Origin of the sequence: Pseudomonas sp. TUM22785, assembly GCF_028198105.1 — a bacterium.
Classification (GTDB): Bacteria; Pseudomonadota; Gammaproteobacteria; order Pseudomonadales; family Pseudomonadaceae; genus Metapseudomonas; species Metapseudomonas solani.
In genome coordinates, this window is the sequence record NZ_CP116239.1 from 6,902,810 (window position 1) to 6,914,777 (window position 11,968).

The window sequence follows — 11,968 nt, forward strand, 5'->3', positions numbered from 1 at the left end:
GATTTCACTCCGTTCGTAGCGCCTGGCTACAAGCTTCAAGTTTCAAGCGGAGCGGCGTGTGGCACGCCGCTCGGGGCTAACTCAGTTGTCCAGCGCCTTGTACTTCTCGCGCAGGTGGTTGCGGATGGCGACGGCCGAGAGGTTCAGCAGCGCGATCACCAGCACCAGCAGCAGCGCGGTGGCGTAGACCAGCGGGCGGGCGGCCTCTACGTTGGGGCTCTGGAAGCCGACGTCGTAGATGTGGAAGCCCAGGTGCATGATCTTCTGGTCGAGGTGCAGGTAGGGGTAGTTGCCATCCACCGGCAGGCTCGGGGCCAGCTTGACCACGCCCACCAGCATCAGCGGCGCCACTTCACCGGCGGCGCGGGCCACGGCGAGGATCAGGCCGGTCATCATGGCCGGGCTGGCCATCGGCAGGACGATCTTCCACAGAGTCTCGGCCTTGGTCGCGCCCAGGGCCAGGGAGCCCTCACGCACCGCACGGGGAATCCGCGCCAGGCCTTCCTCGGTGGCCACGATCACCACCGGCACCGCGAGGATGGCCAGGGTCAGCGAGGCCCAGAGCAGGCCCGGGGTGCCGAAGGTCGGCGCCGGGGCGGCTTCGGGGAAGAACAGGCGGTCGATGGAACCACCCAGCACGTAGACGAAGAAGCCCAGGCCGAACACGCCGTAGACGATGGCCGGGACGCCGGCCAGGTTGTTCACGGCGATGCGGATGATGCGGGTGAGCACGCCCTGCTTGGCGTACTCGCGCAGGTAGATGGCCGCCACCACGCCGAAGGGGGTGACGATCACGGCCATGATCAGGGTCATCATCACGGTGCCGAAGATGGCCGGGAAGATACCGCCTTCGGTGTTGGCCTCACGGGGGTCGTCCGCCAGGAACTCCCACAGCTTGGCGAAGTAGAAGCCGATCTTCTGGAACACACCCATGGCGTTGGGCTGGTAGGCATGCACGATCTTGCCCAGGGTGATTTCCTGCTCCTGGCCACCGGCTTCGCGAACCACCACGCTGTCGCGGTTGAAGGCTTCGTGCAAGCCGCCCAGCTGGGCTTCGAGGCCCTTGTAGCGGGCGTCCAGCTCGGCACGCGCGGCAGCCAGGTCGGCCTGGGCGGCGGCGTCCAGCTTGCCGTCCAGCTCCAGCTTGCGGCCATCCAGGCGCAGGCGTTCGAGGCCATGGTTGATGGCGCCGATGTCCTTCTTCTCCAGCTGGTAGAGCTGGGCGTAGAGGTCATCGACACGCTTCAGGCGCTTCTGCAGCTCGGCCATGGCGGCCTCGCCCTCGGCGACGACCTGGCCGTTCTCCTTGACGCTCACCAGGCGGCCGTAGAAGTTGCCCCACTCGCGGCGCTCCATGGCGATCAGCTCGGCGGGCTTCTTCTGGTCTTGCAACCATTCGCCCACCACCCAGGTGAAGTCGCTGCCGTAGACCTCGCGGTTGCCCACCTTGAGCAGCTCGCGGGTCATGAACTCGGGGCCTTCTTCGGGCACCGGCAGGCCGGCACCCTTGAGGCGCGCACGGGACACTTCCTCGATCTGCACCGCTTCGCCGATCAGCGCCTTGGGCGCCTGGCCCGGCACGCTGTACTGGGCTTCGATCAGGTCGGCCGGCCAGAAGTGGCCGAGACCGCGTACGGCGATCACCGACAGCAGGCCGATGGTCATGATGACGGCGATGGACACGGCGCCACCGCTCATCCACACACCTGGCGCGCCGCTCTTGAACCAGTATTTGAGGGAAACCTGTTTCACGGAATTCTCCACCTTAAAGCGAGGCGTATTTCTTGCGCAGGCGCTGACGGATCAGCTCTGCCAGGGTGTTCATCACGAAGGTGAACATCAGCAGCACCAGGGATGCGAGGAACAGCACGCGGTAGTGCGAGCCACCCACTTCGGATTCCGGCATTTCCACCGCGACGTTGGCTGCCAGGGTGCGCATGCCTTCGAAGATGTTCACTTCCATCACCGGGGTGTTGCCGGTGGCCATCAGCACGATCATGGTCTCGCCCACTGCACGGCCGAGGCCGATCATCAGCGCCGAGAAGATGCCCGGGCTGGCGGTGAGGATCACTACGCGGGTCAGGGTCTGCCAGGGCGTGGCGCCCAGGGCCAGGGAACCGTAGGTGAGGCTGCGCGGCACGCTGAAGATGGCGTCTTCGGCGATGGAGAAGATGTTCGGGATCACCGCGAAGCCCATGGCCAGGCCGACGATCAGGGCGTTGCGCTGGTCGTAGGTGATGCCCAGGTCATTGCTGATCCACAGGCGCATGTCGCCACCGAAGAACCAGGCTTCCAGCAGCGGGCTCATGCCCAGGGCGAACCAGCCCACCAGCAGCACCACGGGGATCAGGATCGCCGCTTCGAAACCGTCCGGCACGCGCAGGCGGATCGACTCCGGCAGGCGGCTCCAGAGGAAGCCGGCGAGCAGGATGCCGATGGGCGTCAGCAACAGCAGGCTGAAGATGCCCGGCAGGTGGCCTTCGACATAGGGCGCCAGGAACAGGCCGGCGAAGAAGCCGAGGATCACCGTCGGCAGCGCTTCCATCAGCTCGATCACCGGCTTCACCTTGCGACGCATGGTCGGGGCCATGAAGTACGCGGTGTAGATGGCGGCGGCGATGGCCAGCGGAGCGGCCAGCAGCATGGCGTAGAAGGCGGCCTTGAGGGTGCCGAAGGTCAGCGGTGCCAGGCTCAGCTTGGGTTCGAAATCAGTGTTGGCGGCGGTGGATTGCCAGACGTATTTGGGTGCGTCGTAGCTTTCGTACCAGACCTTGCCCCACAGCGCGCTCCAGGAGACTTCCGGGTGCGGGTTGCGCAGGCTGAAGGGCAGCAGCTGGCCGCCCTCCTCGACTATCACGCGATTGGCGCGGGGCGAGAAGGCCATCAGGCCGGCGCCGTCGGTGACCTGTTCGATCAGCAGGGTGCGCTCGGCGGTGCTGTGGAAGACGCCGAGCTTGCCGCTGGCATCCAGAGCCAGGAAGCCCTTGCGGCGCTCTTCGGGGGCGATCTGCACCACCGGTGCCTTGCCCAGCAGGAAGCTGCGGATGTGGGTCAGCCGGGCTTCGCCGTCGGCGCCACGGACCATGAACCACTGGCTCACGTCGCCCTTGGAGTCACCGATCATCAGCGAGATGCCGCCCAGCAGCAGGCCGCTGGCGGAGACTTCGCGATCGCCTTCCTCGAACAGCTTGTAACGGCCGTTGAGGCTCTTCTCGTGCAGGCTGAAGACGTCTACCTGGGCGCGGCCGTTGACCACGTAAAGCCATTGCAGGCGCGGGTCGACGTAGATCGCCTTGATCGGCTCGGTCATCTGCGGCAGGTCGATGGCGTTCTGCTCGACGGTGGTCTCGCCGGTCATCATGTTCTCTTCGCTGACCAGTTCCTGCACGTGCAGCTGGTTACCGGTGGAACCGGCCAGCAGAAGGGTCTCGTCGTTGTGGCTGACCGCCACATGCTCCAGGGCGCCGCCGGCCTGGTTCAGTACCAGGGGCTTGTCGCCGTAGGGGAAGTCGATCTGCGGGGTGATCACCCGTTTGTTGTCCGGGTAGGTCACCACGTAGCTGTGCTTGAACAGCAGCACCTTGCCGTTGCTCAGGCCCAGGGCCACCAGCGGGCTGCCGGGCTGGTCCTGGCCGATGGAGGCGACGCTGACGCCAGCCGGCAGGGGCAGTTGGCTGCGCTTGAGTTCGGCGCCGTCCTTGGTGGAGAAGAAGACCGCTTCACCCTTGTCGGAAACACGCATGCCGACCTGGTTCTGCTCCTCGATGGTCAGCAGCAGCGGCTTGCCGGCGTCCTGCTGAAGCCAGGCGGGGCTCTGCACCTTCTTCGCGGTCAGCTCGGCACCCTGGAACAGGGGCAGCACCACGTAGGCGAGGTAGAAGAAGATCAGGGTAATGGCCGCAAGAACGGCCAGGCCGCCCACCAGTACGTACCAGCGGGTCAGGTTGTCTTTCAACGCACGGATGCGGCGCTTACGCTGCAGCGCCGGCGTGTTGAAATCGATGCGCGCGGGGGGATTCGTCGAGGTCATGGGGGAACTGGCCAGATCATTCATGGGCACACCCTAAAGCCTTCGTATGACAGAAAGATTACAGCGAGGTGACGCAACGAGGCCCACCCTGGGCATGGTGCCGGGGGCGGGCCTCCATGGCGGGGGTCTCCCGCCATCGTCGCGTCCTTGCGGGGCGGTCTGCTAAGCGACCGCCCCTTCATCTGTCCTGGATTACAGGCCCAGATCCTTCAGTGCTTTTTCAGCGACCTTGGCCGGCAGCGGGATGTAGCCATCCTTCACCACGACCTGCTGGCCTTGTTGCGACAGGACCAGCTTCACGAACTCGGCTTCCAGCGGGGCCAGAGGCTTGTTCGGGGCCTTGTTGACGTAAACGTAGAGGAAGCGGGACAGCGGGTAGCTGCCGTTCAGGGCGTTCTGCTCGTTGTCTTCAACGAACTCGCCGCCTTCTTTCTTGGCCAGGGCCACGGTCTTCACGCTGGAAGTCTTGTAGCCGATGCCCGAGTAGCCGATGCCGTTGAGGGACTGGCTGATGGACTGGACGACGGAAGCCGAACCCGGCTGCTCGTTGACGTTGGCCTTGAAGTCGCCTTTGCACAGGGCTTCTTCCTTGAAGTAGCCGTAGGTGCCGGATACCGAGTTACGGCCGAACAGCTGAACCGGCTTGGCAGCCAGGTCACCGGTCACGCCCAGGTCGCCCCAGGTCTTGACGTCGCTCTTGCCACCGCACAGGCGGTTGGCGGAGAAGATGGCGTCAACCTGCTGCATGGTCAGGCCTTTGATGGGGTTGTCCTTGTGCACGAAGATCGCCAGGGCGTCGACGGCAACCGGAACGGCGGTCGGCTTGTAGCCGTACTTCTGTTCGAAGGCCTGCAGCTCGACGTCCTTCATCTTGCGGCTCATCGGGCCCAGGTTGGCGGTGCCTTCGGTCAGAGCCGGCGGCGCGGTGGAAGAACCGGCGGCCTGGATCTGGATGTTCACGTTCGGGTATTCACGCTTGTAGGCTTCAGCCCACAGAGTCATCAGGTTGGCCAGGGTGTCCGAACCAACGCTGGAGAGGTTGCCGGATACGCCAGTGGTCTTGGTGTAGGACGGGATGGACGGGTCGACAGCGGCAACCGCGCTGGCGGTCGCAACGCCGGCGGCGACGAAAGTCAGGGCCGCCATCAAACGCTTCAGTTTCATGCCTTGCTCCTAGCAAAGGATCGGGTTGGATGAATCGGGGGCCAGTATCTGCAGGCCGTATGAACACTCTATGAACCGAATATGACAATTGGATGAATGGCCATCATGGCTGTCCAACTCTGCATGAATGAGCCCGCACCCCTCAGGAGAACGCCCATGCACCCCCTACGACTGATGCCCCTGGCGGTCCTCGCCGCCGCCTGCTCGGCCTGTGGCGACAAGGCCAGCCTGGAGGTGAGCGACGGCACCGGCGCCAACCCGACGCTGCCGCCGCCGAACAAGACCCTGCTGCCCACGGTGAACGTGGCCCCGGCCAAGGGCTGGGCCGAAGATGGCCAGCCCACCGCCACCGCCGGTACCGAGGTGAAGGCCTTCGCCGCGGGCCTGGACCACCCGCGCTGGCTCTACCTGCTGCCCAATGGCGATGTGCTGGTGGCCGAGAGCAACGCCCCGGCTTCCGGTGATGGCTTCAGCCTCAAGGGCTGGATCGCCGGCAAGGTGATGGAGAAGGCCGGCGCCCGCACCCCCAGCGCCGACCGCATCACCCTGCTGCGCGACACCGACGGCGACGGCATGGCCGACCTCAAGACGCCCTTCCTGGAGAACCTCCACTCGCCCTTCGGCATGGCCCTGGTGGGTGGCGACTTCTATATCGCCAACGCCGACGCCCTGGTGCGCGTGCCCTACGAGGAAGGCCAGACGCGCATCGAGGCCACGCCGCAGAAGGTCACCGACCTGCCGGCGGGCATCAACCACCACTGGACCAAGAACGTCATCGCCAGCCGCGACGGCAGCAAGCTGTACGTCACCGTCGGCTCCAACAGCAACGTCGGCGAGAACGGCCTGGAGATGGAAGAAGGCCGCGCGGCGATCTGGGAAGTGGACCGCGCCAGCGGCACCAAGCGCCTGTTCGCCAGCGGCCTGCGCAACCCCAACGGCCTGGCCTGGGAGCCCGAGACCGGCACGCTGTGGACGGCGGTGAACGAACGCGACGAGATCGGCAGCGACCTGGTGCCCGACTACATCACCTCGGTGAAGGACGGCGGCTTCTACGGCTGGCCCTGGAGCTACTACGGCCAGCACGTCGACGAGCGTGTGCAGCCGGCCAACCCGGACAGGGTCGCCAAGGCCCTGGTGCCCGACTACGCCCTGGGCCCGCACACCGCGTCCCTCGGCATCGCCTTCGGCAAGGGTGGCGCACTGCCGGACTTCCAGAACGGCCTGTTCGTCGGCCAGCACGGCTCGTGGAACCGCAAACCGCACAGCGGCTACAAGGTGATCTTCGTGCCCTTCAAGGGCGGCAAGCCCAATGGCGAACCGGTGGACGTACTCACCGGCTTCCTCGACGAGGACGGCAACGCCCTGGGCCGCCCGGTGGACGTGATGCTCGACGCCCGCGGCGCCCTGCTGGTGACCGACGACGTCGGCAACAAGGTCTGGCGCGTGACCTCGACCGTCAAGTGAGCAAAAGCACCGTAGGATGGGTAGAGCTCCGCGAAACCCATCACTGCGGAGCTCCCCACTGGGATGGAGCCGATCAGCGCTTCTTGCCGATCAGGTACAGACCAATGAACACCGCCAACCCGCACAGGGCCGCCACGTAGTAAGCCGGGCCCAGCGGGTCCCACTTCATCAGCAGCGAGACGATCATCGGCGTCAGGCCGCCGAAGATGGCGTAGGCCAGGTTGTAGGAGAACGACAGGCCGGAGAAACGCACCACCGGCGGGAAGGCCTTGACCATCACATAGGGCACGGCACCGATGGTGCCGACGAACAGACCGGTCAGCGCGTAGAGCGGGAACAGCCAGTCCGGGTGCGCCTTGAGGCTGGTGTAGAAGGTCCAGGAGCTGGCTGCCAGCAGCAGCCCACCGACCAGGAAGGTACGGCCCGCGCCGAAGCGGTCGGCGATGGCGCCCGAAGCGATGCAGCCGACCGTCAGGCAGACGATGGCCAGGCTGTTGGCCTTGAGCGCCGTGGCCGCCGCGAAGCCGTAAACGGTCTGCAGCACGGTGGGGGTCATCAGGATGACGACCACGATGCCGGCCGACAGCACCCAGGTCAGCAGCATGCTGATGGCGATGGCACCCCGGTGCTCGCGCAGCACCGCCTTGAGCGGCACCTCCTCGGCCAGTGCCTTGCGCTGCTGCAGCTCTGCGAACACCGGCGTCTCGTGCAGCCAGCGGCGCAGGTAGACGGAGAACAGGCCGAACACGCCGCCCACCAGGAAGGGGATGCGCCAGGCCCACTCCTGCACCTCGGCCGGGGTATAGATGCTGTTGATCAGGGTCGCCATCAGCGAGCCCAGCAGGATGCCGAAGGTCAGGCCCGAGGTCAGGGTGCCGCAGGCGTAGCCGATGTGCCGTTCCGGCACGTGCTCGGCGACGAACACCCAGGCGCCGGGCACCTCGCCACCGATGGCCGCGCCCTGGATCACCCGCAGCAGCAGCAGGGCCAGGGGCGCCAGGATGCCGATCTGCTCGTAGGTGGGCAGCAGGCCCATGATCAGCGTCGGCACCGCCATCAGGAAGATGCTCAGGGTGAACATGCGCTTGCGCCCCAGCAGGTCGCCGAAGTGCGCCATGACGATGCCGCCCAGGGGCCGCGCCAGGTAACCGGCCGCGAAGATGCCGAAGGTCTGCATCTGGCGCAGCCATTCGGGCATCTCGGCGGGGAAGAACAGCTTGCCCACCACCGCCGCGAAGAACACGAAGATGATGAAGTCGTAGAACTCGAGGGCGCCGCCCAGGGCGGACAGGGACAGGGTCTTGTAGTCGCTGCGGGTCAGTGGCCGCGCGGGAGCCTCGGAGGCGAGAACGGTGGACATGGGTGATCTCTTGTCAGTGCAGGCAGGGCATGCCCCGCCGCTGCGTTGGCGGCGGGTCGGTCCGCAAAATAGCAAAAAGCCGCCGAGCGCACACAATCTCTGACGTATGGGTGGTCAAAAGCGAAACCCGGCGGTCGTCGCCCGTCGCGGCGAGCTATATACTGCGCGCTGTTGCGCGCGGGCGACATGCAGTGGGTCGGCGGGCGCAGGGGGAATTTTGCAGGGCACCTTGCCCTTCCCCGTCCATAGACGCCATCCAAAGCAGCACAGGGGCAGAGGCACCCCAGGCATGATCGAGATCGAAGAAGAAGAAAACCTGACTCCCCAAGGCGACCTGGCCTTGCAGATCACCGCACTTCCCCGCGAAACCAACGGCTTCGGCGACATCTACGGCGGCTGGCTGGTCTCGCAGATGGACCTCGCCGGCACCGCCATGGCCAACAAGGTCGCCGGGGGCCGCGTCGCCACCGTCGCCATCGACCGCATGGCGTTCCTCGTCCCGGTCGCCGTGGGCGCCCAGCTATCCTTCTATACCCAGGCACTGGAAATCGGCCGCAGCTCGATCCAGATGCTGGTCGAGGTATGGAGCGACGACCCGCTCTCCAGCGAATGGCGCAAGGTCACCGAGGCGGTCTTCGTCTTCGTCGCCATCGACGGCAGCGGTCGCACCCGCCCGGTTCCGCCGCGCCGCGGCTGAGCCCCGTCCCGAGGGGCGAGCGCACGCGCGAACGCCCCCTCCCCCGTTGATACCCTTCATGCATTCGCCGGTTTCGGGGGAACCCCGCCGGCCCGCCCCTGCCCAATGCAGACGGCAAGCAGCCAAAGGCCCAGGAGCACCCGGATGAACAGCGAAAGCAAGGTTCCGCAGATCGAGCGGATCGACATGGATCAACTGCCCTGCTGGCGCCTGCGCACCGCCGATGCGGAACTGCTGGTGGCACAGCAGGGCGCCCAGGTGCTCAGCTACCAGCGCAACGGCGAGGAGCCGCTGATCTGGCTCAGCGAGCAGGCGGCCTTCCAACGCGGCCAATCGGTGCGCGGCGGCGTGCCGGTGTGCTGGCCCTGGTTCGGTGACCTGCAGCGCAACCCCGAGGCGATCCAGGCCCACTACCAGGGCGATGGCGCAGCGCCGGCCCATGGCGGCGTACGCAGCCTCGACTGGGAACTGGAAGGGGTGGAAGCCCTGGATGGCATGGCACGCCTGGTGCTGTCCTGGGACAGCCGTCGCACACCACTGCCCGGCTGGAAGGGCGACGCCGAGCTGCGCCTGGAAATCCGCCTGGGCCAGCGCCTGCAACTGACCCTGGAAACCCGCAATCGCGGTGACGCGCCCCTGGCCCTGAGCCAGGCGCTGCACAGCTACTTCGCCGTCAGCGACATCCGCCAGGTGCGGGTGGAAGGCCTGGACGGCTGCGACTACATCGAAACCCTGGAAGGCTGGGAACGCCGCCAGCAGGTGGGCGAGGTGAGCTTCGGCGGCGAGACCGACCGCATCTACCTCGGCACCCCGGCACGCCTGGCCATCCGCGATGACGCCTGGCGCCGCCGGGTGCTGATCGAAGCCAGCGACTCGGCCTCGGCGGTGGTGTGGAACCCCTGGATCGACAAGGCCGCCCGCCTCTCCCAGTTCGCCGACGACGCCTGGCAGCGCATGCTCTGCATCGAAACCGCCCGGGTGCTCGACGACAGCCTGCTGCTGCAACCGGGCGCCCGCCACAGCATGGGCGTCAGCCTGTGGAGCGAAGCGCTTGGCGACTAAAGTCGCCCCTACCCAGGCTCGGACATGACCGCTGTGTAGGGTGGAGGTCGCTTTCTACCTCCACCAGGCGGAGCCAAACGCGGCACATTGCGATGCCGCGACTCGGCATTGGCGGGGCGCGCCGCCCGAACGCCGCCTTACTGGATATCCTCATCCTCCACGACCCGCACCTCGCCCGCATCCAGCGCGTAGGCGGCATCGGCCAGGTCGTTGCTGACCTGCTCCACCTTGAGGGTGCCGGTGACCCAGAGCGGGGTGTAGATATCGTCGAGGGCGATGCCCTTGGGGTAGCGCACCAGCACAATCTGGTTCGGCGGCGGCGGCGGTACGTGGATGCAGGCGCCCGGGTAGGGAACCAGGAAGAACAGCGTGCCGCGCCCCTTGGCGTCGGTCTCCAGCGGTACCGGGTAGCCGCCGATGCGGATCTTCTGGCCATTGAGCTTGGCCACCGTCTTCGCCGAATACATCACCGCCGGCAGGTCCTTGTCCTGCTGCTTGAGGCCGCCCTTGTTGTTGAAGGTGCCGTCCGCTTCCGGGGTGTCGTGGCTGATTTCCGGCATCTCCTCCAATGCCTTGCGGTCCTCGGCGGGCATCAATTCCAGCCAATCGGTTTCCGGCATGTCCAGCCGGGCATGGGCCAGGGTGCTGCACAGCAGCAGGGAGAGAAGCAGGGCACGGCGCATCGAAGAGGACTCACGTAAAGAAACAGGCGCCAAGACTAGCAGGCTGTTGAAAAACTGACTGCGTTGCCGCTGCGGCGCCCGCTTCCGGTTCCCAGCCCTCAGTCGTTCTTCTTGATCAGGCCGTAGATCACCAGCAGCACGATGGCGCCCACCACCGCACCGATGAAGCCCGCGCCTTCGCCAGCCTGGTAGATGCCCAGGGCCTGACCGCCATAGGTCGCGGCGACGGAGCCGCCGATGCCCAGGAGGATGGTCCAGATCCAGCCCATGCTGTCGTCGCCGGGTTTGAGGAAGCGCGCGACCAGACCGACGATCAGGCCGATGAAGATGGTTCCGATGAGCCCCATGGCATTTACTCCTGAATGAAAAAAAAAGGGCGTGTCCGTGGACACGCCCTTTTTCAGACTGAGCGCAGCGGCAGGGGTTCAGCCGGCGATCAGTGCCTCGACCGCGGCGATCTGCCGATCGAGGGTGGCGCGATCAGCGCAGCGCAGGGTGGCATGGCCGACCTTGCGCCCGGCCTTGAACGCCTTGCCGTAATGGTGCAGGTGACAGTCGGCGACGGCGATCACCTGGTCCACGGCCGGCACTTCGCCGATGAAGTTGAGCATGGCGCTCTCCCCCAGCTTGGCGGTGGAGCCCAGGGGCAGGCCGGCGATGGCACGCAGGTGGTTCTCGAACTGGCTGCACTCGGCGCCTTCGATGGTCCAGTGCCCGGAGTTGTGCACGCGCGGGGCGATTTCGTTGGCCTTCAGGCCGCCGTCCACCTCGAAGAACTCGAAGGCCAGCACGCCGACGTAGTCCAGCTTCTGCAGCACGCGGCCGACGTAATCCTCGGCCAGGGCCTGCAGCGGGTGGTCGGTGCTGGCGATGGACAGGCGCAGGATGCCGTTGTCGTGGGTGTTGTGCACCAGCGGGTAGAAGCGCGTCTCGCCGTCACGGGCACGCACCGCCACCAGGGACACTTCGCCGGTGAAGGGCACGAAGCCTTCGAGGATGCAGGGCACGCTGCCCAGCTCGGCGAAGGCGCCGGTCACGTCCTCGGGCTTGCGCAGGACCTTCTGGCCCTTGCCGTCATAGCCCAGGGTGCGGGTCTTCATCACCGCCGGCAGGCCGATGGCGGCCACGGCGGCGTCCAGGTCGGCCTGGGACTGGATGTCGGCGAACTCGGGGGTGGGGACGCCCAGCTCCTTGAACATCGACTTCTCGAACCAGCGGTCACGGGCGATGCGCAGGGCATCGGCCGAGGGATAGACCGGCACGAACTGGGAGAGGAAGGCCACGGTCTCGGCCGGCACGCTCTCGAACTCGAAGGTCACCAGGTCCACTTCATCGGCCAGTTGGCGCAGGTGGTCCTGGTCGCCGTAGTCGGCGCGGATGTGTTCACCAAGGGCCTGGGCGCATGCGTCCGGGGCCGGGTCGAGGAAGGCGAAGTCCATGCCCAGCGGGGTGCCCGCCAGGGCCATCATGCGGCCGAGCTGGCCGCCGCCGATCACGCCGATCTTCAT

At 66.4% G+C, this 11,968-nt stretch carries 10 protein-coding genes; 3 read left to right on the top strand and 7 right to left on the bottom strand.

Annotated elements, in window-relative coordinates; translation table 11 throughout:
* Positions 1-81: 81 nt before the first annotated feature.
* The 3 genes from pstA to PI990_RS30945 all read right to left on the bottom strand — a co-directional run bounded on the left by pstA (position 82) and on the right by PI990_RS30945 (position 5,194).
* Positions 82-1,698: a phosphate ABC transporter permease PstA gene (pstA, locus tag PI990_RS30935; RefSeq protein ID WP_271661385.1), complete on the bottom strand. Its 1,617-nt coding sequence runs from the start codon at positions 1,696-1,698 to the stop codon at positions 82-84.
* Positions 1,699-1,765: 67 nt separating this feature from the next.
* The gene (locus PI990_RS30940; protein ID WP_271659438.1) at positions 1,766-4,054 is read right to left on the bottom strand and encodes an ABC transporter permease subunit; all 2,289 of its coding nucleotides are present in this window, start codon (positions 4,052-4,054) and stop codon (positions 1,766-1,768) included.
* A 168-nt stretch (positions 4,055-4,222) separates the two neighbouring features.
* A complete protein-coding gene (locus PI990_RS30945; protein WP_271659439.1) occupies positions 4,223-5,194 on the bottom strand; it encodes a phosphate ABC transporter substrate-binding protein PstS in 972 nt (323 codons plus the stop codon).
* A gap of 156 nt (positions 5,195-5,350) precedes the next feature.
* Between PI990_RS30945 and PI990_RS30950 the strand changes: the two genes are divergently transcribed.
* Complete coding sequence (locus tag PI990_RS30950) at positions 5,351-6,658, top strand: PQQ-dependent sugar dehydrogenase (protein WP_271659440.1); 1,308 nt, start codon at positions 5,351-5,353, stop codon at positions 6,656-6,658.
* A 73-nt stretch (positions 6,659-6,731) separates the two neighbouring features.
* Here PI990_RS30950 and PI990_RS30955 read toward each other — a convergent pair whose 3' ends face one another.
* The gene (locus tag PI990_RS30955; RefSeq protein WP_271659441.1) at positions 6,732-8,018 is read right to left on the bottom strand and encodes an MFS transporter; all 1,287 of its coding nucleotides are present in this window, start codon (positions 8,016-8,018) and stop codon (positions 6,732-6,734) included.
* A 289-nt stretch (positions 8,019-8,307) separates the two neighbouring features.
* On the opposite strand from PI990_RS30955, the gene PI990_RS30960 reads away from it, so the two are divergent.
* Together PI990_RS30960 and PI990_RS30965 are read left to right on the top strand one after the other, a co-directional pair.
* The gene (locus PI990_RS30960) at positions 8,308-8,715 is read left to right on the top strand and encodes an acyl-CoA thioesterase (RefSeq protein WP_021222325.1); all 408 of its coding nucleotides are present in this window, start codon (positions 8,308-8,310) and stop codon (positions 8,713-8,715) included.
* Positions 8,716-8,859: 144 nt separating this feature from the next.
* Positions 8,860-9,777 carry a D-hexose-6-phosphate mutarotase gene (locus PI990_RS30965; RefSeq protein WP_021222326.1) on the top strand — a complete coding sequence of 306 codons (918 nt, stop codon included), beginning with the start codon at positions 8,860-8,862 and terminating at the stop codon, positions 9,775-9,777.
* A gap of 137 nt (positions 9,778-9,914) precedes the next feature.
* Here the strand turns inward: PI990_RS30965 and PI990_RS30970 are convergent, their stop codons facing one another.
* The 3 genes from PI990_RS30970 to PI990_RS30980 form a co-directional block, all read right to left on the bottom strand.
* Complete coding sequence (locus PI990_RS30970) at positions 9,915-10,460, bottom strand: DUF3299 domain-containing protein (protein ID WP_263403880.1); 546 nt, start codon at positions 10,458-10,460, stop codon at positions 9,915-9,917.
* Positions 10,461-10,558: 98 nt separating this feature from the next.
* Positions 10,559-10,807 carry a GlsB/YeaQ/YmgE family stress response membrane protein gene (locus PI990_RS30975; RefSeq protein ID WP_271659442.1) on the bottom strand — a complete coding sequence of 83 codons (249 nt, stop codon included), beginning with the start codon at positions 10,805-10,807 and terminating at the stop codon, positions 10,559-10,561.
* 78 nt (positions 10,808-10,885) lie between these two features.
* Entirely contained in the window at positions 10,886-11,968 is a 1,083-nt protein-coding gene (locus PI990_RS30980) for a 5-(carboxyamino)imidazole ribonucleotide synthase (protein WP_271659443.1), read from the bottom strand.

What these genes read in the sequence shown, in the direction of transcription:
- PI990_RS30980 (WP_271659443.1), bottom strand. Translation starts at nt 11,968, where the DNA reads ATGAAGATCGGCGTGATCGGCGGCGGCCAGCTCGGCCGCATGATGGCC.
- PI990_RS30950 (WP_271659440.1), top strand. Translation starts at nt 5,351, where the DNA reads ATGCACCCCCTACGACTGATGCCCCTGGCGGTCCTCGCCGCCGCCTGC.
- PI990_RS30970 (WP_263403880.1), bottom strand. Translation starts at nt 10,460, where the DNA reads ATGCGCCGTGCCCTGCTTCTCTCCCTGCTGCTGTGCAGCACCCTGGCC.
- PI990_RS30955 (WP_271659441.1), bottom strand. Translation starts at nt 8,018, where the DNA reads ATGTCCACCGTTCTCGCCTCCGAGGCTCCCGCGCGGCCACTGACCCGC.
- PI990_RS30960 (WP_021222325.1), top strand. Translation starts at nt 8,308, where the DNA reads ATGATCGAGATCGAAGAAGAAGAAAACCTGACTCCCCAAGGCGACCTG.
- pstA (WP_271661385.1), bottom strand. Translation starts at nt 1,698, where the DNA reads ATGAGCGGTGGCGCCGTGTCCATCGCCGTCATCATGACCATCGGCCTG.
- PI990_RS30945 (WP_271659439.1), bottom strand. Translation starts at nt 5,194, where the DNA reads ATGAAACTGAAGCGTTTGATGGCGGCCCTGACTTTCGTCGCCGCCGGC.
- PI990_RS30940 (WP_271659438.1), bottom strand. Translation starts at nt 4,054, where the DNA reads ATGAATGATCTGGCCAGTTCCCCCATGACCTCGACGAATCCCCCCGCG.
- PI990_RS30975 (WP_271659442.1), bottom strand. Translation starts at nt 10,807, where the DNA reads ATGGGGCTCATCGGAACCATCTTCATCGGCCTGATCGTCGGTCTGGTC.
- PI990_RS30965 (WP_021222326.1), top strand. Translation starts at nt 8,860, where the DNA reads ATGAACAGCGAAAGCAAGGTTCCGCAGATCGAGCGGATCGACATGGAT.